This window comes from Nocardia sp. NPDC003999, from assembly GCF_053604885.1.
Window position 1 is genome coordinate 33,144 of the sequence record NZ_JBSGIB010000025.1, and the last position, 24,412, is coordinate 57,555.

The 24,412-nt window shown below is 65.8% G+C and carries 25 protein-coding genes; 19 read left to right on the forward strand and 6 right to left on the reverse strand.

Translation table 11 applies throughout. The features are described from left to right. Positions 1-207 precede the first annotated feature (207 nt). Positions 208-2,115, forward strand: coding sequence for a glycoside hydrolase family 15 protein (locus ACWESM_RS31880; protein ID WP_397277838.1), 1,908 nt, complete (start codon positions 208-210; stop codon positions 2,113-2,115). A gap of 14 nt (positions 2,116-2,129) precedes the next feature. Further along, the gene (locus ACWESM_RS31885; protein ID WP_364426248.1) at positions 2,130-3,524 is read left to right on the forward strand and encodes an MFS transporter; all 1,395 of its coding nucleotides are present in this window, start codon (positions 2,130-2,132) and stop codon (positions 3,522-3,524) included. 28 nt (positions 3,525-3,552) lie between these two features. Here ACWESM_RS31885 and ACWESM_RS31890 read toward each other — a convergent pair whose 3' ends face one another. After that, positions 3,553-3,957, reverse strand: a complete 405-nt coding sequence (locus tag ACWESM_RS31890; RefSeq protein WP_452494938.1) for a DUF7144 family membrane protein — start codon at positions 3,955-3,957, stop codon at positions 3,553-3,555. Positions 3,958-4,197: 240 nt separating this feature from the next. On the opposite strand from ACWESM_RS31890, the gene ACWESM_RS31895 reads away from it, so the two are divergent. From ACWESM_RS31895 to rox, 7 genes are all read left to right on the forward strand, one after another. Next, positions 4,198-4,734 carry a hypothetical protein gene (locus tag ACWESM_RS31895; protein ID WP_356964288.1) on the forward strand — a complete coding sequence of 179 codons (537 nt, stop codon included), beginning with the start codon at positions 4,198-4,200 and terminating at the stop codon, positions 4,732-4,734. Positions 4,735-4,795: 61 nt separating this feature from the next. Further along, the gene (locus tag ACWESM_RS31900) at positions 4,796-5,614 is read left to right on the forward strand and encodes a class II glutamine amidotransferase (protein ID WP_452494940.1); all 819 of its coding nucleotides are present in this window, start codon (positions 4,796-4,798) and stop codon (positions 5,612-5,614) included. Beyond that, positions 5,611-7,020 carry a DUF2252 domain-containing protein gene (locus ACWESM_RS31905; RefSeq protein ID WP_452494942.1) on the forward strand — a complete coding sequence of 470 codons (1,410 nt, stop codon included), beginning with the start codon at positions 5,611-5,613 and terminating at the stop codon, positions 7,018-7,020. Before ACWESM_RS31900 ends, ACWESM_RS31905 begins: the two co-directional genes overlap by 4 nt. Before the next feature lie 128 nt (positions 7,021-7,148). Next, positions 7,149-8,321 carry a glycosyltransferase 87 family protein gene (locus tag ACWESM_RS31910; protein ID WP_452494944.1) on the forward strand — a complete coding sequence of 391 codons (1,173 nt, stop codon included), beginning with the start codon at positions 7,149-7,151 and terminating at the stop codon, positions 8,319-8,321. A gap of 151 nt (positions 8,322-8,472) precedes the next feature. Then, positions 8,473-9,309 carry a glutamate ABC transporter substrate-binding protein gene (locus ACWESM_RS31915; RefSeq protein ID WP_452494946.1) on the forward strand — a complete coding sequence of 279 codons (837 nt, stop codon included), beginning with the start codon at positions 8,473-8,475 and terminating at the stop codon, positions 9,307-9,309. Between the two features lie 201 nt (positions 9,310-9,510). Further along, positions 9,511-9,720 (forward strand): TOBE domain-containing protein, encoded by a 210-nt coding sequence (locus tag ACWESM_RS31920; protein ID WP_355073881.1) that lies wholly within the window; start codon positions 9,511-9,513, stop codon positions 9,718-9,720. A gap of 447 nt (positions 9,721-10,167) precedes the next feature. Continuing rightward, positions 10,168-11,598: a rifampin monooxygenase gene (gene rox, locus ACWESM_RS31925; RefSeq protein WP_452494948.1), complete on the forward strand. Its 1,431-nt coding sequence runs from the start codon at positions 10,168-10,170 to the stop codon at positions 11,596-11,598. 55 nt (positions 11,599-11,653) lie between these two features. Here rox and ACWESM_RS31930 read toward each other — a convergent pair whose 3' ends face one another. Beyond that, positions 11,654-12,631, reverse strand: coding sequence for an AraC family transcriptional regulator (locus ACWESM_RS31930; RefSeq protein ID WP_452494950.1), 978 nt, complete (start codon positions 12,629-12,631; stop codon positions 11,654-11,656). Positions 12,632-12,714: 83 nt separating this feature from the next. Between ACWESM_RS31930 and ACWESM_RS31935 the strand changes: the two genes are divergently transcribed. The 3 genes from ACWESM_RS31935 (at position 12,715) to ACWESM_RS31945 (ending at position 14,324) form a co-directional block, all read left to right on the forward strand. Then, positions 12,715-13,563, forward strand: a complete 849-nt coding sequence (locus ACWESM_RS31935) for an NmrA family NAD(P)-binding protein (protein ID WP_452494952.1) — start codon at positions 12,715-12,717, stop codon at positions 13,561-13,563. A 190-nt stretch (positions 13,564-13,753) separates the two neighbouring features. Beyond that, positions 13,754-13,972 carry a hypervirulence associated TUDOR domain-containing protein gene (locus tag ACWESM_RS31940; RefSeq protein ID WP_379254380.1) on the forward strand — a complete coding sequence of 73 codons (219 nt, stop codon included), beginning with the start codon at positions 13,754-13,756 and terminating at the stop codon, positions 13,970-13,972. A 22-nt stretch (positions 13,973-13,994) separates the two neighbouring features. Continuing rightward, complete coding sequence (locus ACWESM_RS31945; RefSeq protein ID WP_452494954.1) at positions 13,995-14,324, forward strand: DUF3140 domain-containing protein; 330 nt, start codon at positions 13,995-13,997, stop codon at positions 14,322-14,324. Positions 14,325-14,408: 84 nt separating this feature from the next. On the opposite strand, the gene ACWESM_RS31950 is transcribed toward ACWESM_RS31945, so the two are convergent. Further along, complete coding sequence (locus tag ACWESM_RS31950) at positions 14,409-15,188, reverse strand: enoyl-CoA hydratase-related protein (RefSeq protein WP_379254376.1); 780 nt, start codon at positions 15,186-15,188, stop codon at positions 14,409-14,411. 381 nt (positions 15,189-15,569) lie between these two features. Between ACWESM_RS31950 and ACWESM_RS31955 the strand changes: the two genes are divergently transcribed. Further along, the gene (locus ACWESM_RS31955) at positions 15,570-17,132 is read left to right on the forward strand and encodes an esterase-like activity of phytase family protein (protein ID WP_452494955.1); all 1,563 of its coding nucleotides are present in this window, start codon (positions 15,570-15,572) and stop codon (positions 17,130-17,132) included. Positions 17,133-17,243: 111 nt separating this feature from the next. On the opposite strand, the gene ACWESM_RS31960 is transcribed toward ACWESM_RS31955, so the two are convergent. Beyond that, a complete protein-coding gene (locus ACWESM_RS31960; protein ID WP_452494957.1) occupies positions 17,244-17,891 on the reverse strand; it encodes a GlxA family transcriptional regulator in 648 nt (215 codons plus the stop codon). A gap of 83 nt (positions 17,892-17,974) precedes the next feature. Here ACWESM_RS31960 and ACWESM_RS31965 point away from each other — a divergent pair, with 83 nt between their 5' ends. The 3 genes from ACWESM_RS31965 (at position 17,975) to ACWESM_RS31975 (ending at position 20,505) form a co-directional block, all read left to right on the forward strand. Beyond that, entirely contained in the window at positions 17,975-18,808 is an 834-nt protein-coding gene (locus tag ACWESM_RS31965) for an amidohydrolase family protein (RefSeq protein ID WP_364426207.1), read from the forward strand. 84 nt (positions 18,809-18,892) lie between these two features. Further along, positions 18,893-19,549, forward strand: coding sequence for a TetR/AcrR family transcriptional regulator (locus ACWESM_RS31970; protein ID WP_452494959.1), 657 nt, complete (start codon positions 18,893-18,895; stop codon positions 19,547-19,549). Positions 19,550-19,617: 68 nt separating this feature from the next. Further along, on the forward strand, positions 19,618-20,505 hold the full coding sequence (locus ACWESM_RS31975; protein WP_364426201.1) for a haloalkane dehalogenase: 888 nt from the start codon (positions 19,618-19,620) through the stop codon (positions 20,503-20,505). A 171-nt stretch (positions 20,506-20,676) separates the two neighbouring features. Here the strand turns inward: ACWESM_RS31975 and ACWESM_RS31980 are convergent, their stop codons facing one another. Further along, a complete protein-coding gene (locus ACWESM_RS31980) occupies positions 20,677-21,045 on the reverse strand; it encodes a VOC family protein (RefSeq protein WP_397277811.1) in 369 nt (122 codons plus the stop codon). A gap of 61 nt (positions 21,046-21,106) precedes the next feature. Between ACWESM_RS31980 and ACWESM_RS31985 the strand changes: the two genes are divergently transcribed. Continuing rightward, positions 21,107-21,565, forward strand: coding sequence for a MarR family winged helix-turn-helix transcriptional regulator (locus ACWESM_RS31985; protein ID WP_452494962.1), 459 nt, complete (start codon positions 21,107-21,109; stop codon positions 21,563-21,565). Between the two features lie 167 nt (positions 21,566-21,732). Here the strand turns inward: ACWESM_RS31985 and ACWESM_RS31990 are convergent, their stop codons facing one another. Next, the gene (locus tag ACWESM_RS31990) at positions 21,733-22,731 is read right to left on the reverse strand and encodes an NAD(P)H-dependent flavin oxidoreductase (protein ID WP_452494964.1); all 999 of its coding nucleotides are present in this window, start codon (positions 22,729-22,731) and stop codon (positions 21,733-21,735) included. 263 nt (positions 22,732-22,994) lie between these two features. Between ACWESM_RS31990 and ACWESM_RS31995 the strand changes: the two genes are divergently transcribed. Both ACWESM_RS31995 and ACWESM_RS32000 read left to right on the forward strand, forming a co-directional pair. Then, a complete protein-coding gene (locus tag ACWESM_RS31995; protein ID WP_364426193.1) occupies positions 22,995-23,558 on the forward strand; it encodes a PadR family transcriptional regulator in 564 nt (187 codons plus the stop codon). Between the two features lie 280 nt (positions 23,559-23,838). Beyond that, positions 23,839-24,348 (forward strand): winged helix-turn-helix transcriptional regulator, encoded by a 510-nt coding sequence (locus ACWESM_RS32000; RefSeq protein ID WP_452494966.1) that lies wholly within the window; start codon positions 23,839-23,841, stop codon positions 24,346-24,348. The last annotated feature ends 64 nt before the right edge of the window (positions 24,349-24,412 follow it).

Here is a 24,412-nt window from a genome sequence, read left to right on the forward strand (position 1 = left end):
CGTGTCGTCGGTCGAGCCGCCGAGATGCGCTGCGGCCAATTGCAAGCCGATGGTCTCCGCTGCGGCTGTCTAGTCGGAAGCGAGCTGAGCGACAGGCGCGGGTAGGTCGGGGCGATACGCCGTAGTCGCCTGTTTCAGATTTGCTATGTATAAGCTGTTCACTTTTTCGGTCGGCATGGAGCACACTGTGAGGGTCGCATCTCTCGAATGAGGGATGCGGCGATCGGTTGCGCTGGGCTGAGTTGTCCGTTCGGTCGATGCCACTGGAGGATTGCCATGAACGCGTATCCACCGATCGCGGAGCACGGCATTGTCGGTGATCTACAGACCGTGGCGTTGGTGTCCTCGGTGGGCACCATCAACTGGTGGTGTACTCCGCGATTCGACTCGCCGAGCGTCTTCGCCGCACTGCTCGACAGCGAGCGTGGTGGTAGCTGTCAGTTGTCTGCCGATCTGGCCGAGGCGGAGGTGACGATTCGTCAGCTGTACCTGTCGGACACGGCCGTGCTGGTCACCCGGTTCATGGCCGAGAGCGGGGTCGGCGAAGTCATCGATTTCATGGAGCCGATCCGTGATCGCGCCCCGATCGACCGGCATCGGCTGGTGCGGATTGCGCGGGTGGTGCGGGGCACTCTGCCGTTCGCGCTCAGCTGCCGACCACGGTTCGACTATGCGCGCGCCGCCCACACCCTCACAGTGCACGATCACCGGTCGGTGACCTTTCGCGGGCCGGGCACCGATCTGCGCCTGCAGGCAACCGACCCGGTGGCGTTGCGCGCCGAAGGGGATGATGTGTCCGCGCAGTTCACCCTTTCGGCAGGGGAGACGGCGGTGCTCGTGTTGACGAGCACGGACAGCGGGGGCGCCGCACCGGCGCCCCCGGAGCGGCAGGCTGTGCTCGCGGAGTTGGACGCGTGCCGCGCGTTCTGGCAGACGTGGTTACGATCGTCCACGTATCGGGGTCGCTGGCGGGACATGGTCAATCGTTCGGCGATCACGCTGAAGCTGCTGACGTATGCGCCCACCGGGGCGCCGATCGCCGCGGCAACCATGGGGCTGCCCGAGCAGGTGGGCGGCGAACGCAACTGGGATTACCGCTATACCTGGATCCGGGATGCGTCCCTGTCGGTGCGGGCGCTGAACGATTTGGGTTTCGCCGAAGAGGCGTATGCCTTCCGGCGCTGGTTGCGCGAGCGGCTGGAAGCCGGTGACACCACTTCTGGTGAGCCGTTGCAGATCATGTATCGCATCGATGGCGATCCTCGACTGGAAGAGGAGATTCTCTCTCATCTGGAGGGTTACCGCGGATCGGCGCCGGTGCGGGTCGGTAACGCGGCGGCCGATCAGATCCAGCTCGACATCTACGGTGAGGCGGCCGACGCGCTGGCGCAGATGTCCGATATCGGCGGAATCTCGGGCTGGCGGGCGATCGCGAACCTGATCGACTGGCTCACCGAGAACTGGGACCGGCGCGACGAGGGGATTTGGGAAACTCGTGGTGGTCAACAGGAATTCACCTACAGCCGTCTCATGACCTGGGTCGCGTTCGATCGCGGTGTACGGCTGGCGATCGAACACTCTCGGCCCGCGGACGTCGCGCGCTGGACACGGGAACGGGACGCCGTGTTCAACCAGATCATCGAGCGCGGCTGGAGCTCGAAGCGGCAGGCGTTCGTGCAGCACTACGCCACCGAGGTGCTGGATGCGTCGCTGCTGCTCATGCCGCGGATGGGCTTCCTGTCCTCGCAGGATCCGGCGTGGTTGAGCACGCTCGACGCGATGGACGAGGAATTGGTCAGCGACAGCCTGGTCTACCGTTACGACCCCGAAGCCTCCCCGGACGGCTTACGCGGCGTCGAGGGCACGTTCAATCTGTGCAGTTTCCTATATGTGGAGGCGCTGGCCCGTGCTGGGCGATTGACCCAAGCCCGCTACGCGTTCGACAAGATGCTCACCTACGCCAATCACGTCGGTCTCTTCGCCGAGGAGATCGGCCCGTCCGGCGAGCAATTGGGCAACTTCCCACAGGCGTTCACGCACCTGGCCTTGGTCGCCGCGGCGATGGCGCTGGATGAACAGCTCGACCGAGCCGAAGCTCGGCCGGACGGTTCCTGACCCGGGGCGCGCGGATGGCGGAGACGACCGGGTCCAGACCGCGCGGGGTGCTGCTTCCCCTCGCGCTGGCGCAGTTCATCTGTAGCTTCGCCGGTTCGAACATGAACGTGATGATCACCGACATCAGCGCCGACCTGAACACCACCGTGCACGGGGTGCAGGTGACGATCACGATCTTCCTGCTGGTGATGGCCGCGCTGATGATCCCCGGCGGAAAGCTCACCGACCGATACGGTCGCAAGCGATGTTTCGTCGTCGGCTTGGCCGTCTACGGCGTCGGCGCCGTGCTCAGCGCTCTCGCACCGGCGCTCGGTGCGCTGATCCTGGGCAATTCGATCCTCGAAGGTGTCGGCACCGCGCTGCTGATCCCACCGGTCTATATCCTCAGCACCCTGCTGTTCACCGAGACGACGTCTCGCGCACGGGCCTTCGGCGCCATCATGGCCATGGGCGGCATCGGCGCCGCGGCCGGACCGTTGATCGGCGGACTCATCACCTCCGGGCTGAGCTGGCGCGCCGCCTTCGGCTTCCAGGCTCTCGTCATCGTGGCGATCATCCTGCTCAGCCGCCGCATTACCGACCCGCTGCCCGCGGACCCCACGCGGCCTTTCGATCTCGGGGGCGCGATTCTGTCGGCGGTCGGCCTGACCCTGTTCGTCATGGGCATTCTGGCCGCCGACGACAATTTCTGGTTGATGCTGGCGCTGCTGGCACTCGGTGCGATGTTCCTCGCCTGGTTCTTCGTCTCTTGCCGCAACAAGGAGCGCGCCGGGCATGAGCCGCTGCTGTCGACCGGCTTGTTCCGCAACCGCACGTCGAACCTCGGCCTGGTCACCCAGAACATCCAGTGGTTGCTGTTGATGGGCACCTCGTTCGTCGTCTCGGCGTATCTGCAGGTTGTGCGCGGATACAACGCCATCGAGACCGGCGTCATCTTCACCGCCGCCACCATCGGCCTGCTGGTCTCGTCACTGTCGGCCGGACGACTGGCGAGGCGCCGCGCCGCGCGCACCCTCATCATGGGTGGTTACCTGGTGACCATCATCGGCGTGGTGGTGCTGCTGGCATTGGCGGGCAGCGCGCTGAACCCGTGGGCGTTCGCCCCCGGACTGTTGTTGATCGGGCTCGGCCTCGGCGTGATGCTCACCCCGTCGGTCAACGTGGTGCAGTCCAGCTTCGGTGAGGAACTGCAGGGCGAGATCTCGGGGTTGTCGCGCAGCGTGTCCAACCTCGGTTCCTCGCTCGGTACCGCGGTGGCCGGGACCATCCTGGTCGCCGATCCCGGCGGTCACGCCTACGCGGCCGCGATGAGCGTTCTCGCCGCGATCGGCCTCGGCGGACTGCTCGCCGCGGCGCTGCTGCCCCGCCGCACGGTGTCGGCGCCGCCCGTGGCGTCGCGCGACACCTGACCCGCACCGGCACCGCGGCCGCTGCCGGTCACATGCGGCTCGGCTCCCAGGTCGTGACCGCCCAGATCACGACGACGTCCAAGGCGATGACAATGGTCGACCACCACGGGTAGTACGGCAGCCACAGGAAGTTGGCCAGGATCGACAGCGCGGCGAGGAACACCGCTGTGACCCTCGCCCACATAGCGCCGGCGATCAGCCCGACCGCCGCGATCACGACCAAGACGCCGAGAACGAGATGGATCCACCCCCAGGTGGTGGTACTGAACTGATAGGTGTAATTCGTTCCGGAGACCAGAAGATCGTCCTTGGCGATCGCGGAGATCCCCTGGAAGATCGACAGGAGCCCAGCGGCCAACAGCAGGACCGCGGCGCCGATCGAAGTAGTGGCCGCGACCGCCTGCTTGACGGAATGGTCATTAGTTGCTGACATTTGCCGGTCACCTCTCTCATCGGCGATGCACGGAGCGATGCATCGGTCTGACGGGGCGTCTTGCCCGATCCGCATGGGACGTACCGAAAACCTGGAACAACAGAGGCCGCACACGTCGCCGTGCGCCGGTGTTCAGCATAATCCCCAGCGATCTTCTGGCTACTATTTAGTAGGTCTTGCCGCGGGCTCGGCACGACTCGGAAAGACGGATGGCCCGGCGACGAACTCGGTGGGAGGTCGATGGAAGCCAGCAGACATGCATTCCTACACGGACCGCTGTTCTCCCGGAGCGCTCCGCTGGACCGCCGCAATGCGGCCAGCCGGATCAGCGCCTACGTCTACGGGAACGTGCTGATACTCGCGGCGCTGATACCGGTGACGACCTCCGCCGAACACGTCGGCATCTTGATCGTCCTCGGGACGGCTTTCTCGACGTTCATCGCACACTCTTTCGCCGAAGGGGTCGGCCAGAGCGTCCAGCAGAACCGTCCGATCTCCGCTCGGGAGCGCTGGATGGACATGCGGGACTCCGTGCCGATCCTCAGCTCGGCGGTGCTACCTTGCGTGATCCTCGGCATCGCCGGTCTCGGATGGCTCGAACCGCGCACTGCGCAGCTGCTCGCGGAGGTGGTCATGCTGATCCGGATCGGCGGAATCGTGTTCGTCATCGAGCGGCTCAACGGTGCGCGTCCCCGGCGTTCGACCTTGCTCGAGGCCCTGCTGCTGGCGGTTGCGGCCACCACCGTCGTGGTGGTCAAGGTGATCATGACCCACTGATCGCGCGGATGCTGTGGCCGAACCACGCCTGCTCTGCTTCAATCGATATATGTGCAGGTGGATGGCTTATTCAGGGGAGCCGATCCGGGCCGAGGACCTTTTGTTCCGGCCGACGCATTCGTTGATCGACCAGAGCTTGCACTCCCAACTGGGTGCGACGACCACGAACGGTGACGGCTTCGGGATCGGCTGGTACGGCGATGGCCCGCGACCTTCGGTGTTCAAGAACACCGAACCGGCGTGGAACGACCGCAACTTGCGGGAGATCGCGTCCGCGGTGCGCACCTCGCTGTTCTTCGCGCACGTGCGCGCGTCGACCGGGACCTCGGTGCAGCGCAGCAACTGTCACCCGTTCCGGCACGGGCACTGGTTGTGGATGCACAACGGAGCGCTGCGCGGGTTCCGGCAGTGCAAGCGTGATCTGATGACGGCGGTCGATCCGCTCCTGTTCGCCGATATCGAGGGATCTACCGATTCCGAGTTGCTCTTCTTCCTTGCCCTGACCTTCGGGCTCGTCCACGATCCGTTCGAGGCGGTCGCCCGCGCGGTCGGCCTCGTCGAAGACGTCGGCCGGGCGCACGAGGTCGAGGCTCCGGTACAGATGACCGTCGCGACCACCGACGGCGAATCCATGTGGTTCTTCCGGTATTCCACCGAGCGGCAGACGCGATCGCTGTTCTATTCCAACGATGTCGCGAAAGTGCGCGCCCTGCATCCGGAGGTGAAATCTCTCCGCGGGCTGGGGGAGGAGGCCCGGTTCGTGGTCTCCGAGCCGCTGCGTGACCTGCCGGGAGCGTGGAACGAAGTCCAGGAATCGTCGGCAGGCGTCGTCCGTCTCGGTCACGATGAAACGCGCCCGTTCGAGCCGGTCGCACCGTGACCCACCGGACGGCCGCGGTGAACGATCGGATCGCCACCCGCGCCGAACGTGCCGAGCAGGGTGAATCCGCTCGGCGAACTACCCCTTTCGCCGCTCTCGCCGAACACGACGCCACCGGCAGGGACCCGGTCGACCTGCTCGATCGGCAGGCTCGATCCAGGATTCCGGAACTGGTTCCGGTGCGGTACGGCCGCATGGCGAACTCACCGTTCGCCTTTTATCGCGGCGCGGCCCTGGTCATGGCGGACGATCTGTCCCGAGCGCCCACGACGGGGCTGCACACTCAACTGTGCGGTGATGCCCACCTGAGCAATTTCGGAATCTTCGCGACACCCGAACGCCGCCTGGCCTTCGACATCAACGATTTCGACGAGACATACCCCGGTCCGTTCGAATGGGATGTCAAACGGCTCGTCACCAGCCTGGCGGTCGCCGCCGGAGAGAACGGCTTCTCCGCCAAACAGCGGCTGAAAGTCACGCTAGCGTGTGCGGCGGAATACCGGACCACGATGCGGGACCAAGCCGAGCGGAGCACCACAGCCGTGTGGTACTCGCGCATCGATCCCACGGCCGAATTGCCCGAATTGCGCGACGAGCTGGACACCTCGACCCAGGAGCGGGTGCGCAAGGCGCTCGCGAAGTCGCGGACGCACGACAGCCACCACGCCCTGGCGAAGCTGACCACCCGTGTCGACGGCAGGCCGCGGATCATCAGCGATCCGCCCCTGCTCGTCCCGCTCGAGGAACTCTTCGCCGATGTCGACGCCGAGCAGCTGTATCGCGAACTACGCCAACGTCTCAGCGATTACCGTGCGACTCTGCAGGACAATCGCCGCGCGCTGCTGGACCAATTCGAGTTCGCGCAAGCCGCGCGCAAGGTGGTCGGCGTGGGGAGCGTGGGCACCCGCGCTTGGATCGTCCTGATGCTGGGAGTCGACGGGGATCCGTTGTTTCTGCAGGCGAAAGAGGCCCAACCGTCGGTATTGGCACGGTATCTGGCGGGCCCGTCGTATCCGAACCAGGGGGAGCGGGTAGTGCGTGGGCAGCGGCTGATGCAGGCGGCGAGCGACATCCTGCTGGGCTGGCAACACGGTCCCGACATCGACGGCGAGCAGCGGGACTTCTACTTCCGGCAGCTACGCGACGGCAAGGGCTCGGCGGTGATCGAGACCATGGGTCCCAAGGGACTGCGACTCTACGGCCGACTGTGCGGGCGGGTGCTGGCTTACGCACACGCCCGCGCGGGCGACCGGATAGCGATCGCTTCGTACCTCGGCACGACAGACGAGTTCGACCATGCCGTGGCGGAATACGCCGAAACCTACGCCGACCAGAACGCGCGCGACCATGCCGAACTCGAGCGCGCGATCCAGGAAGGCCGCATCACCGCACGAACCGGAATGTAAGACCATCGTCGTCTGCGAATACCCGTGGGCGCCTTGCTCATTGCGCAGGACGGTTAGGCTGCGACCTTGTGCGCGAGCTGTCGTCGGTGTCGAGGTTGTGGGTCGTTTGGGTGGTTACTCGATTACTGATGGTGGTGTTCACCGGTGTGACGGCGTTGCCGCACAGCGTCTGGGATGCCTCGGCGGCGGACTTGACCCTATACGGCGCGTGGGCCGAACATATCGTGCACCAGAACGCTTTCCCGTTGAACGACGAACGCTGGCAGTACCCGCCCGGGGCGGGTGCGTTGCTGGTGGTGCCCTGGCTGATCGGCGGTGGGTCGGGCTACAACTGGTTGTTCTTCGCGCTGGTCGCGGCAGCGGACGCCGGTGTGCTCAGCTTGTTGATCAGGGCGGCGCGGGCTGACGGGCTGCGGACAGCGCAGGCCGGGCCGTGGATTTGGACGCTCGGAGTGGCCTTGCTTGGCCGGGTCTGTTACGGCCGATTCGATTTGATCGTAGCCGCGACCGCGATCGCGGCACTGTTGTGGTCAGCGCGCCGACCGGCGGCGGCAGGCGTGGCCGCCGCCGCGGGTGTGTTGCTGAAACTGTGGCCGGTGGTGGTCGTGCTCGGGCTGCGCCGACGGACGCTGTGGCGCATGAGCGCGGCGGCGGCCTGCGCCGGTCTGGTTGCGATGGCGGGATTGACCGCGTTGGGTCCGGGCGCGTGGTCGTTTCTGGAGTTTCAGTCGAAGCGGGGATTGCAGATCGAATCCGTCGCTGCCACACCGTTGTTGGTTGCTCGGCTGATGAACGGCGGCTGGACCATCGTGCATCGTTATGGGGCGGAGGAGCTGTCCGGCCCTGCGGTGTCCGCCGTGGCCAGGGGATGCGTGGCCGTCATGATCATCGGCGGCGCGGTGTTGCTGATCACCTGGTGGCGCGTGCGTCCTCCGGCGACGGATCTGGCATTGGCGGCGGTGCTCCTCGCCTTGGCGGCCAGTCGGGTGCTCAGCCCGCAGTACTTGGTGTGGGCGGTCGGGGTCGCCGCGGTCTGCGCGCTCGACCCGCGCACCACGCAGCGGCCTGTGCTGGTGCTGGTACTCGCGACGGCACTGGCGAGTCAGGTGGAGTTCCCGTTCCTCTACGACCGGGTCGCCACCGGAAGCGGACCGGGAGTAGTGGTCCTGGCAGTGCGCAACGGCCTGCTGCTCTGCGCAACCGCGTGGTCGCTTGTACGTCTGTGGCGCGACAACTTCCAACCGTCTCGTGAAAGCCCGGAAGTGCCGATAACGGTCGTCGGGGCCGCGTCGTCGGCCTGAACGACGCCGTGCACTTCCGGCGCGTGCGGCCACATCCCCGAACTTTCCACTGGCGGGAGGGGCAGTCGAGCCGGGCGATCGATGTTCCGGGAAAGATGACGTGTCGTCGGCCCCCGGACCGGCAGCTCAGCGTGAGAAGGAGCCGAATTCGATGAGGATCACCCGAACACTTCGCCTCGGTATCGGGGCGATCGCCGTCGCCCTCGTCGCCGCCGCCTGCGGTGGCGGCAGCGACCCCGCGACCACCGCCGATCACGTGCGGGACGGCAAGCTGACCATCGGCATCAAGTTCGACCAGCCAGGACTCGGATTCCGTGAAGCGGACGGCTCCTACCAAGGGTATGACGTCGAGATCGCCAAGTACGTAGCGAGCAAGCTCGGCGTGCGGCCCGACGGCATCACCTTCAAAGAGACGCCGTCGGCCCGGCGGGAGACGATGATCATGAACGGCGAGGTGGACTTCATCGTCGCCACTTATTCGATAACCGACACGCGCAAGGAGAAAGTCGACTTCGCCGGACCGTATTTCGTGGCCGGGCAGGCGCTGCTGGTGAAGAAGGAGACCACCGATATCACCGGTGTCGAGTCGCTGAACGGCAACAAGAAACTTTGCTCGGTCAAAGGCTCCACCCCGGCGCAATACGTCAAGGATCACTACGCCAAAGATGTTCAGCTGGTGGAACTCGACACCTACTCGCAGTGCATCGAAGCTCTGCGCCGCGGTTCGGTCGATGTGGTGACCACCGACGACATCATCCTCGCCGGTTTCGCGGGGCAGACGTCAGGGGAACTGAAGCTGGTCGGCAACACGTTCACCACCGAGAAGTACGGTATCGGCCTGAAGAAGGGCGACCAGGAAACCCGGAACAAGATCAACGACGCGCTCGAGCAAATGGTGGCCGACGGTTCGTGGCAGAAGGCGTTCGAGGAAACGATCGGGCCGCTGCGTGATTCGACGTTGACGCCGCCCGCCGTCGACCGATACTGATCGGAACTCACCGCTTCCGGCAGCCGCACGGACAGCATCCCGCTGCACATTTCGAGCACGCGGACGGCATATCCACCGTCGTGTCGAGCAAGCCCGGTTTCGGGCGGAGGTGAGGTAGCCGGTTGCCACGTCCGCGACGCCTACTGACACCCCCGTCGGCAATCCCCGCCACCCGGGCCGGGCGTGCGTACCATCACCGGCATGCAGCTATCTACCCGCAATCAACTTGACGGCGCCGTCGTCTCGATCACCCGCGGCGAAGCCATGGCCGTGGTCCGGGTCCGGCTCACCGGGGGTGACGAGATCACCTCCTCGATCACCCGCGACGCAGTCGAAGACCTGCGACTCACCGAAGGCACACGCGTCAAAGTCCTCATCAAGTCGACCGAGGTGGCGCTCGGCGTCGAATAGCCGGGCGCCACCGTCGCCAATTCCGCTGGGACGACCCTGTATTCGTGGGTCACATCAGCTGCGGACCGGATATTGTCGGCAGATTCCGCTTCGGCTCATCTACACGGCGGACGCGCCGACCCTGCGAGGCATGCTGAGGTCGAGAAGCATGGACCGGCCACCCGACGCGTGGGTTGATGCTTCCTGCCACACCGAAGCGAACGCACTGGCCGAATGGGGGATGGGTGCTGCCACGATGTCCATACCGGGCGCGGACGGGGAAGAACCAATTGCTCTTCCCTTTTAACATATATCGCACTGGGGGACTTGCGGCAAGGCCCGGGTCGTGCTGCAAAATCTTCGGCCGAAGCCAGAACCTGCGGAAATCGGCGATTCGCGAGGCACGTGCGCTCGCGGATTTCCGCCGGACCGGCTGGCCGAGATGCGACACCAACGGATGGGCGGTTCATGTTTGACGTGATCATTGTCGGCGGCGGACCGACCGGCTTGATGCTGGTCAGCGAGTTGCGGCTGCACGGCGTGCACACGCTGGTACTGGAGAAGGAGACGGAACCGTCCACGCTGTCCCGGGGGCAGGGCCTACACGCGCGCAGTGTCGAGATGATGGACCAGCGCGGCCTGCTGGACCGGTTCCTCGCGGTCAGTAAAAAGTTCCAAGTCGGCGGTCTTTTCGGCGGCATCGTCAAGCCGTGGCCGGAACGGTTGGACACGGCGCACCCGTACGGCCTCGCCACTCCACAGCCCGTCACCGAACGGCTGCTCAACGAGCACGCCCTCGAGGTCGGCGCCGAGATCCGGCGCGGCTGCGAAGTGGTGGGGCTGAGTCAGGACGAGCACGGGGTGACCGTCGCGTTGGCCGACGGCACGCAACTACGCTCGCGCTACCTCGTCGGCTGCGACGGCGGCCGCAGCACGGTGCGCAAACTGCTCGGCGTCGGCTTCCCCGGCGAACCCACCAAAGTCGAGACGTTGCTCGGTGAAATGGAGGTGACCGAGGACCCGGCGAAGGTGGCCGCGATCGTCGAGGAAGTCCACAAAACGCAGAAGCGGTTCGGCGCCGCCCGCTCCGGTGACGACGGAAGGCTGTTCCGTATCGTCGTGCCTGCCGAGGGCGTGTCGGACGATCGTGCGGCCCCGACCCTGGAGGAGTTCAAGCGGCAACTGCGGGCGTTCTCGGGCACCGACTTCGGGGTGCACTCCCCGCGCTCGCTGTCCCGCTTCGGCGACGCTACGCGGCAGGCCGAGCGTTACCGGGTCGACCGGGTGCTGCTGGCCGGCGACGCTGCGCACATCCATCCGCCGACCGGCGGGCAAGGGATGAACCTCGGCATCCAGGACGCGTTCAACCTCGGCTGGAAACTGGCCGCCGAGGTGAACGGCTGGGCGCCGGAGGGACTGCTCGACACCTATCACGCCGAACGACACCCGGTGGGCGCGCGTGTGCTGGAGAACACCCGCGCGCAGATCACGCTGATGGGAACCGATCCGGGCGCGACCGCGCTGCGCGAGCTGTTCTCGAAGTTGATGGACTTCGAGGAGGTCAACCGGTATATCACCGAGATCATCACCGCGGTCGGGGTCCGCTACGACTTCGGCGAGGGGCACGACCTGCTCGGCCGGCGGATGCGGGACGTCGGGCTGAAGCGGGGTCGTCTCTACGAACTGATGCACGGCGGGCGTGGGTTGCTGCTCGACCAGACCGGCTGGCTTTCGGTAACGGGGTGGGCGGATCGGGTGGACCACGTCGTCGATGTCAGCGAGGAACTGGAGGTACCCGCCGTGCTGCTGCGGCCGGACGGCCACGTGGCGTGGGTCGGTGAAGACCAGCAGGATCTGCTCGAACACCTGCCCCGGTGGTTCGGCACCGCAGCGGGCTGATTCGCCGACTGGCCGCCGGACCCGCGAGTGCACCGGCGACAGCGGGGTAGGGCGGTCAATGGGTGTCTCGGTCTGGCGGTGTACGCATGGTCTGCCGGCGCCGCCAGGCCGAGGGCCCGGCCCCGCGGGCGCGTTTGAACGCGACGCTGAAAGCGAAGGCGTCGTGGTATCCGACATGATGAGCGATGGTCGCGATGGTGGCGTCGGTATCGCGCAGGGCGTCCGCGGCCAGAGTCATTCGCCAATCGGTGAGATAGGTCAGCGGCGGGCGTCCGAGCAGGGCGGTGAAGCGCGCGGAGAAGGAGGCTCTGGACATGTTGGCCTCCTCGGCCAACGCGGCAACGGTCCAGCGGTGGGCCGGATCGTTGTGGAGCGCGTGGAGAGCACGGCCGATCCGCGGGTCGATCATCGCGTGATACCAGCCGGGTGGCGTCGCGCCGGGCGCGGCCCACCAGGCGCGCAGCGCCAGCACGAGCACCAGATCGAGCAACCGATGCAGGACGGCGTCTTGTCCCGGCTCGTCCCGGGCGGCTTCGGTGGTGAGCAGATGCAACGCGGCGCTGGTCCGTGATCCGGCAGGTACGACCGCCACGGGTGGCAGCAGATCGAGTACTCGCTCGCCCACGTCGCCATGAAGTACGAAGGAGCCGCGCAGCACTGTCGTGGCTCCTGGCAGACCGTCACCGTAGGTGCGTGGGCCCATATTCCGGAGCGCGCCCGGTTCCCGGCTGTGGTCGAGGACGACTTTGCGCCCCTCCTCGATCAAAATCTGAGGCGGGGTGGTCGGACTATCGGCAACCGTATATCCGCCGGTCGTTTTCACCACGGCGATACCGCCCTCGGGCACCGGCACCTTTGTCGTGTGGGCATCGTCGAGCCGCAAGTGCGCCGGACCGCCGAGCACCGCGACGACAGCGAGCGCTGGATGTCCGGATGCGGCGAAGGTCAGCGACCACGGCGGCCGCTGGATGAGCTGGCGTACCTCGGTATTGCCCACTCGCGCTCGATGCAACAGATCGCTGAGCACGTCCACAGCGACCCATGTTAGACGATCACAAAGAAATCCCGGATCTTCTCCCATGGATCGTCTGGCTGCTGCTCGATTGGATGATTGCCATGACCAACATCCTGATTCTCGGCGGCACCGGTAAGACCGGCCGACGGATCGCACGCCACCTCCGAGCCGCGGGCCATCCGGTACGGGCGGTCGCCCGCACCGGGGGCGATATGTCGTTCGACCTGGGCGACCTGACGACTTGGTCGGCAGTGCTCGACGGCGCCACCTCCGCCTATCTCGTGGAACCGGCCCTGCAATTCACCGATGAGGGCCGAGCGCGTATCCCGAAATTCATCGAGGCGGCGGTCGGGGCCGGTGTCCGGCGGCTCGTACTACTGTCCGCACCGGCCGCCGACCAGGCCGATCATCCCCTGCACGCCGCCGAGCGCGCGACCCGGGACAGCGGGCTGGAATGGACCATTCTGCGACCCAACTGGTTCGCGCAGAATTTCAGTGAAAGTTTCTGGCTGTCAGGCATTCTCAACGGCGCGCTGTATATCCCCACCGGCGACGGCCGTACCCCGTTCGTGGACGCCGACGACATCGCCGAAGTCGCGGCGCGAGCACTGCTCGATGACCGGCACAGCGGTAACACCTACGAGCTGACCGGCCCGAGGGCGATCAGCTTCGGCGAAGCCGTGGACATGATCGGAGCGACCATCGGCCGCACGATCCGCCACGTCGACATCGACCCCGCGACTTTCGTCGAACAGCAAATCGGCTTCGGTGTCTCGCCCGAGGCTGCGCGGCTACTCACCGACATTCTCACCCGCCTTCCCCACGGCGGCCCGGGCACGACCCCCACCGATGACGTGCACCAGGCCTTGGACCGTCCGGCGCGGACATTCGAGAACTATGTCGCGCAAGCCGCCGCCTCAGGCTGTTGGCGCCCGACCACTACCTCCTAGCGCAACAGAGCGTCTGGTGCTGACAACGGGATGGTCGGGTCGAAACTGGCACAATCGCGACCTTTCACTAGGTTCTGGCCGCAGAAAGAGTGGGTGGCGAATTGGGAGGACCGGCTCAGCTATCAGTTTTCGAGAGCAGCTCCCGGGTAACACGAACTCGTTGGATGCGGGAATGGGGAAGGAATCGACCATGGGAAAGCAATCGTTCAGCAAAGGCGATGAAGTCGAATGGAACAGCCACGGCAGTACCGCCGAGGGCGAGGTGGAAGAAGTGATCACGTCCGACACCGAAGCGGCGGGCCGAACGGTACGGGCCTCCGAACAAGATCCGCAGTATCGGGTGCGCAGTGCGAAGAGCGGCCGTGACGCGGTGCACAAGCCCGGCGCGCTACGTCCGCACGACGATTGACATCGAAAATCGGAGCCGCGCCATGACGACGGAAGACAAAGACACGCGTACGGAATTCGACAACATCGTCAACATGACGGCGAAAGAACTGCGCCGGTGGCTCGACACCGACGAGTCGAAGTCGGTGGGGCAGAAGCCGAAAGACGGCGGCGAGTCGACCGGGCACGCCAGCGGGCGGCGCATCGCGGACATCCTCGAGAAGAAGAAACCGACCGACGATGATTACGCGCACATGCGCAAAGTCATCGGCTATGCGCACCGCCATCTCGAGCAGCGACCCTCCAGCGAAATCGAGAACACCAAATGGCGATACTCGCTGATGAACTGGGGCCACGATCCGATGAAAAGCTGACGGCAGCAGCGAATACGCGACGCCTCCAGCGTCTCTTGCCGATTCGAGCCGTCTCCGGCGGGCACGGGCAGACGCCGGGCGCCGCTAATCGCGCCAGACAGGTGGGCGCTTCGCCAGGAAGGCCGCCAATCCTTCGCGGGCGCCGGGAAGTTGGGCGGCGGCGGCCATGACTTCCAGGGCGAGGGCGTAGGCGTCTGCCTCGGGGCGGTCGAGCTGGCGGTAGAGGGTGCGTTTGCCCAGTGCTTTGCTGGCGCGGCTGCCGCGGGTAGCTCGGGCGAGCAACTCGTCGACGGCGGTGTCGAGCTCGGCGTCCGGCACCGCTCGGTTGATCAGGCCCCACTGTTCGGCGGTGCGGGCATCGATCGGGTCGCCGGTGAGGGCGAGTTCCATCAGTCGTTTGCGGCCGACGGCGCGGGCTACCGGCACCGCGGGGGTGTGGCAGAACCAGCCGCCCTTGCCACCGGGGAGCGCGAAACCGGCCGATTCGGCGGCGACGGCCAGATCGCACGAGGCCACTAGTTGGCAGCCGGCGGCTGTGGCCAAACCTTGCACCCGAGCGATCACCACCTGCGGGACCGATTCGATGGTCGACATGAGCTCGGTGCACAGTGTGAGCAGTTCCCGCACGCCGAGCAGGTCGCGTGCGGCGACATCGGCGAAATCATGTCCCGCGGAGAACACCGGACCGGCTGCCCCGAGCACTATCCCGGTGGCGTCCGTCTCGCCCGCAGCGCGGAAGGAGGCGAGCAACTCGGCCAGATGTTCGCCGGACAGGGTATTGCGTCGCTCCGGCCGGTTCATCGTGATGCGCACTGTGTCGCCGTCCCGCGCGACCAGCACATGCTGATACTCCAAGGCGGTCATATCTCCACCGTAGAGCTATACGGGGAACGACACGACACTTACGGGATGATCTCCGAACAGCTCGCACGGCTGGGTCCTCCGCTGGGCGGTGGTGGTGGCGGGGCCGCGTCCCGGCTGTGGGGACCTCGATGCGGATGGCCTGCTCGGCATCTTCCTCGCCGCAGGCGCCCGATCGGACGCAGTTGACCCTTCACCGAGCGCTAAGGCTTGTTCGGCATCGAAGTCGGTAGCGACGCGGCCGACGCTCGGATACCGCAGTGCTCACGTTCGTCAGGATTGGCAACACTGCAAACTGATCGGATGATTGTGGGGATCGACGGCTCATGTTCAGCTCGATGCCAACTGGCGGTCGGGCTCGGACGGTACGCATCGCTGGTGAGAATGCACCGCAGTACCCGAAGCGCGCTCGTCATGGTCGCCGTGTGCGCGACCGCCGTTCTGTCCGCTTGCTCGTCGTCGAACTCGGAGGCGGGCTTCACCGCCGCCAAGGACCAGCCCTTGGTGATCTCGCTGGATGATCTGCTGGCGGCGACCGGCGGCAGCGCCGCGGTCGGGATCACCGATCCGCAGCACGGCACGATCACCCGTCGCACCGACGGTGCGGTGGTGTACACGCCTGCGGCTGGATACACCGGTTCCGACAGCATCACTGTGACCACCACCGACGCCGTGAAGCTGTTCACCACCGATATCCCGCCGCTCGGTGACTTCGGTGGCGTGAGTCTGCAGGGCAGCGGATACGGGTCGGCGTTCACGCCGGTGCCCGGATCGACCGACGAGTTCTATGGTCTCACCGACCGCGGTCCGAACGTGGACGGCAAGGGCAAGAACGAGAAGCTCACGCCGATACCGACTTTCACGCCCACCATCGCGAAATTCAAGTTGGTCGGCACCAAGGCGGTGCTGGAAAGCGCCATTCCTCTGAAGAATTCAGCGGGCCAGCCGTTCAACGGCCTGGTCGACGCCTCCGCAAGCACCGGCGAGACCATCCGCGACCTCAACGGCACCGTCCTGCCGCCGACCGATCACGGCATCGACAGCGAAGGTCTGGTCGCGATGCCCGACGGCAGCTTCTGGGTGTCCGACGAGTACGGGCCGTTCGTCGTGCACTTCGACGCCAACGGCACCGAGCTGGAGCGGCTCGCACCGGGACGCGGTCTGCCCAAAGAGCTTTCGCTGCGCACCCCGAACCAGGGTATGGAGGGGCTCACCATCACGCCGGACGGCAGCACATTGGTCGGCATCGTGCAGAGTGCACTGAACGAGCCAGGTGTCGCGTCGGCGCGTGAGGTGCCGATGACCCGGATCGTCACCGTGGATCTGAAGACCCGGGACGTCAAGGAATTCGTATATCCGCTCGAGAATCCGAAGCAGAAGCTCGCGGTCTCCGAGATCACGGCGCTGAGCGAGACCACCTTCCTGGTCGACGAACGCGACGGCGGCAAATCGCCCAAGGCCGACAAGAAGCTGTGGACCATCGACATCACCGGCGCCACCGACGTCGGCCCGCAGGCGAAAATCCAGAACGCGCACTACGATCCACAACTCGGCCTGCTGGTCGACGGCAAGCCGCTGGAACTCCTCGTCGGTGCCGTGCCCACTGCCGAAGGCGTCGCCACGCTGCGGAAGGCGGGTGTCACCCCCGTCGCCAAGAAGTCCGCCCTGGACCTCGGCGGTCTGCTGGACGGCCTGAACGCCGACGGCAAGTTCTTCGGCCACGACAAGATCGAGGGCGTCGCCACCAGCGACGGCGGCAAGACCCTCTACATCGCCGACGACAGCGACTTCGGCATCGAGGCCGCCACCGGCGACCAGCCGCCGTTCGGACTGAAAGGCAAGCTCCTCGCCAACGGCGCCCAGGACACGGGTGAGGTGCTGATGGTCGACACCACCAAGCTGCCCGCCAAGACGCAGACGCGGACGCTCACGATCACCGTGAAGTAGCGGACGTATGGCGCCCGGCACCGTCGGGAACCCTCCCGGAAGTGGCAACAGCCGTGACCGGGAGGGCGTCATTGGTCAGTGCGAAAACACGTGTGCGGTCCTCTGGAGCCGCTATTCCCGGGGTGACACCGTGCCCTGCCCGCTGTCCGGCCTGTGCCCGGGAGTCGACCAGCTGGTGCGACCGGTTTCTCGGCGGCGAATGGCTCGGCGCAGGGAAGAGGCATCGGCGTAGCCGACTCGATGGGCGGCAGCCTCCGCAGTGGTTCCCGATCGGATCAGCGTCAACGCGGTGTCCGTGCGGATGTACTGGATGAAGGCTTGCGGGCTGAGGCCGGTAGCGCGCTGTAGGCGTCGTGCGAGTGTGCGGGTATGAAGTCCCACCGCGTCGGCGAGATCGGCGGTCGTGAAGGATCGGCGGAGATTGCTGACGATCCAGTCGTGGGCGTGCACCAGATCGGGGTCGTCGGCGATCAGCACGGTGAGCATCATGTAGGGACGCTGCGAGGTCCGGCGGTCGATGAGCTGATAGCGGGCGCACAGATCGGCCACGTCCGAGCCGGTGAGCATCTCGATCGCCGCGAGCATGACGTCGACATGGGCGAGTGATGCTCCGCCGGTGACCGTGCGGCCGTGCCGGACCAAGATCTTGTCGGGTTCGACGGTGATCGCGGGGTGCCGTGCCTGGAGTTCGGCTGCGAGGAACCAGGATGTCGTCGCGCGGCCACCGTCGAGCGCTCCGGTTCGCGCGAGCAGGAACACGCTCGAACAAGAGGGTCAAATCCTATGAGAATCTCGATGTTCCGCGCATCGTCGCGCTCAAAGCAGCGGCACGTGCGGCCGGCATGGGAGTTCTCGGACACGTCCCGTACGGGCTCGGGCACGAGGATGCGCAACTGCCGGATGGGCAGCACCTGTTCGGCATGGCGCCGCCGGCCAGTATTCGGCGGGACCACGTCTTCAATCGCATGATCGACTGGGACGCTGTCGACGACCGCCGCATCGATCTCATCCGGCAGGTGAGCGCCGACCGCGGGCTCGCGGTCACGCCGACGCTGAACACCTCCACCGGTGTCCTCGATCTCGAGCGGCATCACCAAGCGCGCGACGAGCCCACAGCGCGAGCGCTGCCGTCGTTCTACTCGGCCATCGTGTGGCACCCTCGACACGGAATCCCTGCCTATCGCGACATCCGACGCGAGGACTTCGATCGGTGCAGGCGCGCCGTGGAGCGCAAACATCTGCTCGTCAACCGTCTCTTCGGTGACGGTGTGCCGCTGCGGTTGGGTACGGACACCCAGCAACCGTTCGTCGCGCCGGGGATCGCCCTGCATCGCGAACTCGAGGCCTTCGAGCAAGCCGGTATCCCACGCCGGGACTCGTGGCGGCTGGCCACCGCCACCGCGGCGAGCGCGCTCGGACTCACCGATATCGGCACCGTGGACCGCGGTGCGCGCGCCGAACTCGTCGTCACTCGATCGGATCCACGCCATCCGAGCTGGTCGGTGAGCCGGGACCTGACGGCGACGGTGGCCAAGGGAACGTTGATCACCGCAGCGGATCTCGACGTGGCCATCGGCAAAGAGCTCGCCCGCTTCGAGGGTGCCTTCGGCGAGTTCACTACGCGATTGCTCGCGCGCCTGACCATGCGGCGGCTCGCCAGGAACTTCGTCAGTTGATCCTGCGATATCCCGTGCGCGCCCCGACCGCTCGGCCGGTTGGGTGCATTGACATGACCGACATCATGCGAGAGCGTAGTTCGCATGATGGTCGACATGCGAAATTCGCGCTCCGGGGAGGGGCAGCGCGCGCGACAGAAACGAGAGTCGTTGACGCGCATCCTCGACGCGAGTGCCGCTCGGCTGCGGGTGGATGGTCCCGATGGCGGCGCTATCGGGAAGGTCATGCGGGACGCGGGCCTGACGCACGGAGCCTTCTACTCACACTTCGCGAGTAAGGACGATCTGGCCATCGCGGCCTTCCGGCACGGGCTTGCCGAAAGCCGGCCGCGTTGGATCGGCAAGACGCGCGACGCGTCCTGGGGCGCCCGCGCGGCCCGACTCGCGCGCGGCTATCTCAACCGGACCCACCGCGACGAGCGGGCGGATTCGTGCGCGTTCTCGGCGATCGGATCCGACGCCGCGCGCATGCCCGCCGAGTTCAGGTCAGCCTACGAGGAGGAACTGCGCAAGACTCTCAACGCGATGGGTGGCCGTCCGGTGGACGATCCGCAGGAGCACGAACTCTATGACGAAGCCATCGCGACCCTGGCCTTGTGTATCGGCGGACTCGTGCTGTCACGGGCTGTGGAATCCGAGTCCTTCTCGTCGCGGATTCTTCGCGTGTGCCGGAACGCGGCGGCGCGGATGGGCGCCGCGGTCGACGAGCGCGCCGAGCGCGGGCCTGGGGCAGAGGTGTGAGTGATCGGACTGCCGCAGCGGCATAGACCTGCCTTCAACGGGACACCTACACATAAGGAGACTCTGTAATGCCATACAGTACAGCGCCTTTCGCGGCGAAGAAATTCTCGGATATTCGCGGACAGCGCATGGCCTACATCGACGAGGGGCAGGGCGACGCCATTGTCTTTCAACACGGCAACCCCACATCGTCGTATCTGTGGCGCAACGTCATGCCGCACTGTGCGGGGCTGGGACGGTTGATCGCCTGCGACCTCATCGGCATGGGTGATTCCAGCAAGCTCCCCGATTCCGATCCCGACCGATACACCTATGCCGAGCACCGCGAGTATCTCTTCGATCTGTGGGATGCGCTCGATCTCGGCGACAATATCGTGCTGGTCCTCCACGACTGGGGGTCGGCTTTGGGATTCGATTGGGCCAACCAGCACCGCGACCGCGTCCGGGCAATCGTCTACATGGAAAGCATTGTCATGCCGGTGACGTGGGAACAGTGGCCCGAAGGCGCACGAGGCGTGTTCCAGGGTTTCCGGTCGCCTGCCGGTGAGGGAATGGTGCTCGAGAAGAACATCTTCGTCGAGCGGGTTCTCCCCGGTTCGGTACTCCGGGCGCTGAGCGACGCGGAGATGGCGGAATATCGGCGGCCGTTCGCGTCGCCGGGCGAGGATCGCCGGCCCACTCTGAGCTGGCCTCGCCAGATCCCGATCGAAGGGGAGCCGAAGGATGTCGTCGAGGTGGTCGAGGACTACGGACGATGGTTGAGCACCAGCGATGTCCCGAAGTTGTTCGTCAACGCGGAACCGGGCTCCATTCTCACCGGACCGCAACGCGAATTCTGCCGCACCTGGCCCAATCAGCGCGAAACGACCGTCGCGGGATCACATTTCATTCAGGAAGACAGCCCTGATGAAATCGGCACCGCCATAGCGGAATTCGTCAAGGAAGTACGCTACTGAAGGTGCGTGAGTCGCCGAGGCGACAGCGACTGGGCCGGGTCGGCGAGCGTATGTCCAGCAGCCGCGCTGGTCCGGTGGAGTCACGGATCCCGGTGAGGTCGATGATCACGGCGACGTACTTGTCGCCGCGCGGTCTTCGGGGGCGGTGATCGTCCGGTGGCGCTGGTCCTGTCAGACGCGGTCGTGGAGAGTGACCTGGTAGCCGTCGGGGTCGGCGAAGGTGAATGTCCGACCGAAGGGGCCGTCGATCGGTGCGGAGACGATGGTGTGACCGTCGGCGACGAGAGCATCGTGAATGGCCTGGACGTCGGTGGCGTGGAGCCAGATCGCGGCGCCGATGCCGGGCTGAGCGGCGGATGCGAGATCGGTGCCGGGAACGACTTCGCGGAGTGCGAACGCGATCGGCTTCGTCTCGAAGACGACGGCGTGTGGAGGTCCGGCCTGCGAGCGGACGAGGCCGAGGTACTGCTCGTAGAACGCCTGCGAAGCGGCCAGGTCGCGCGCTTGCAGCGAGATGAAGTCGGGGCCGGTAACGGGCATGATGATCTCCTCATTCTGTGTCAGTTTTCTGACACGAGGCAATCTATGTCAGAATGCTGACATGGGTCAAGACCGTGCGGGCGTCGACTTGGAAACGTCACTGGGCTACCTGCTGAAAGAGGCGTCGAGCGTCCTGCGCGTAGCCATGGAGGAGGTGCTGCGGCCACTCGGGATGAGCGTGACGCACTACTCTTGCCTCGAGCTGCTGGCGCAACGACCGGGCCTGTCGAACTCCGAGCTCGCGCTGGGCGCGTTCGTGACACGGCAGACGATGAACGTGCTACTCCAGGCCCTGGAACGAGACGGCTACGTGACCAGGCCCGCGGAGGCGCCCGTCGGGAAGGTTCTTCCCACACGGCTCACGCCCCGCGGACGACGGAGCCTCGAGAAGGCGACCGTGGCGGTCCGGTCCGTCGAGGTCAGAATGCTCGCCGGCCTGACCGAGACCGAGCGGTCCAGCGCGTTGCGGATCCTGCGGAGCATGATCCATTCCCTGCGCGATGGCAACGACGGTGCATAGCTCGTTCCCCGGCGCACGTCTCGTCGCGCTTGGATAGCAGTGCGGCCGAACGTGAAAATACCTGCCTACCTGGCAGTGATCGCGTTACCAGGTAGGCGGGTATTCCGCGTCAGCGGCCGATGAACTCCTCGTCTTTGGCGAGGAAGGCCTCGACGGCCATGTGTGGGTCAGGCCGGCTGCTCGACGGTGTCGGGCCTCGGTGTCTTGCGGGCGAGAGCCTGGAGCGCCTCGTCGTACTGGGCCTTGAAGCGAGCCACCAAGTCCGCGACAGTGAGGTTTTCCTTGATCGCGCCGATGCCTTGCCCGGCGCCCCAGATGTCCCGCCATACCTTGGCGCTCACATTGCCGCCGGAGCCGAAATTCATGATGGAAGGGTCGGAATGGGGGAGGTTATCCGGGTCCAGGCCTGCGGCGACGATGCTGCCGCGCAGATAGTTGCCATGGACGCCGGTGAACAAGTTGCTGTACACGATGTCCTTGGCCCGGGAGTCGACGATCATCTGCTTGTATTCCGCAGCCGCTATCGCCTCGACGGTCGAAAGGAATGCCGAACCGATATAGGCGAGGTCAGCGCCTGCGGCCTGAGCGGCGAGGATGGAGCGGCCGTGGGCGATCGCGCCGGACAACAGCACCGGCCCGTCGAACCACTCCCGGATCTCCTGGACAAGCGCGAACGGCGACTGCGTTCCGGCGTGGCCGCCTGCGCCTGCAGCGACGGCGATGATGCCGTCCGCGCCCTTTTCGATTGCCTTCCGAGCGAACTCGTCGCTGATCACATCGTGCAGGACGATTCCGCCGTAGGAGTGCACGGCGTCGTTGATCTCCGGGCGTGCGCCCAGAGAGGTGATCACGATAGGCACGCGGTGCTGCACGATCACGTCCATGTCGTGTTCGAGGCGGTCGTTGGTCCGGTGGACGATCTGGTTGACGGCGAACGGCGCGACGGTGGCGTCCGGGTTCGCCGCCGCGAACGACGCGTTTTCCTCGGTGATGCGGTCCAGCCAGTCCGCCAGCAGTGACGCCGGACGTGCGTTCAGCGCGGGAAAGGATCCGATCACCCCGGCCTGGCACTGCGCGATCACGAGTTCGGGTCCGGAGGAGATGAACATCGGCGAGCCCACGATGGGCAGGGTGAGGCGACCGGACAGAGCGGCGGGTAAGGCCATGATGACGTCCTTCGAGAAGTTCTGAAGCGTTGACTCGCGGCGATTCCGGCCGCACAGCGCTGCGTTACGACGAAGCTATCGACGCACCCCGCATTCATGCAATAAGTTGCAAAAACATGTGTGGCCGATCACATGCCCTGTGGTCACGGCTTCACAAGTGGCCGGATCCCGGGCCGCGCAAGGTCGCGCGCACAGCCTTCGCCGGGGATACTCCGGATTCAGGTCGCGGGACCGACGCGCTCGACGCTCTCTAACATGGGGCCGTGGCACTGCAGTTCGCGATCCTCACCGCGTTGACCGAACGGGCCTCGACCGGCATCGAACTCGCTCGGCGCTTCGACCGCGCGTTCGGATACTTCTGGTCGGCCACCCATCAGCAGATCTATCGCGAATTGGATCGGCTCAGCGGTGGCGGTTTGGTCGCCGAGGTTTCGCAGCCACAGGCGCCGGGGCGTGGTCAGCCGAAGCGTTTCTCCATCACACCGGCGGGCACCGCTGCGCTTCGCCGTTGGGTGTGCGAGGTCGACGAGCCGCCGCAGCAGCGAGAAACGCTGCTGATCAGGTTGCGAGCAGCGGCCGCCACCGGGGACTTCGAAGGTGTCCGCGAGGTCGTCGCGCACCACCTCGCGGTGCACGAGAAGACGTTCGCGACCTATCGGGAGATCGAGGCACGTGATTTTCCGGCTGTCGGCGACGATGCGGGCGCGATGAGGCATCTGATCCTGAAGGCCGGTCTCGGGACCGAACGTGCCTGGATCGTCTGGTGTAGGGAAGTCATCGAAGCCCTCGATGCCATGCAGACGCCGAGCGAATCGCGCTCGACCTGAGCCTCCGGCCGCGTTCGATCGCAACGCGAACCATCCCCACAAGTCGACGCCCGGTTCCGGCCGACAATCCCTGCCGTACGCCGCCGATCGCGTCCTGAAGGCGCTGAAGCCTCTCGCTGACCGAGCTGTGGCCGCCCAACCACCCAGGCGTGGCGGCCACACCCTACCGGCGAAGTTCGGCGTCGCGGCTTGGGTCCGACGGATGGCCGCACAGAGCGGGAGCGGCCGCGTGGCCGTCATCAAGTGCATGGTCTATCTATGAAACCGATATCCTCGCTGCATGAGGCGTACATCCTTCGCACGATGGCCATGCTCCGTCGCGCGCACGATGGATCTGCTCGGTGATTGGTGGACCCCGCTGGTGATGCGTGAGGCCTTCTATGGAGTACGCCGTTTCGAGGACTTCCAGCAGCAGTTGGGCATCGCGCGCAATACCCTCAGCAACCGTTTGCGTCGTCTGGTGGACGAAGGCTTGCTCGAGAAACGGCCGTATCAGGTCGAGCCGACTTGGTACGAGTATGTGCTCACCGAGAAGGGCGCCGACTTCTGGAGCGTGTTGCTGGCGATTTCGAGCTGGGGTGATCGCTGGCTCGCCGACGAATCGGGTCCGCCGGTGCTTATGCGGCACACCGCGTGCGGTCATGACACACAGGTCAAGGTGGTCTGCGAGCACTGTGAACAGCCTGTCCCGATCGAGGAATCCCGCCTGCGCATGGGTCCGGGCTACCCCGAACATCTGCGCGAACGTCCCGACGTCGTGGAGCGCTTCGCGCGGCAAGAGTCGAAGTAACTGACGAAAGTTCACCGGGGCCGGTTTCAGGTCCCGAGGCGTGGCGGCACACCGAGTTGCTGGT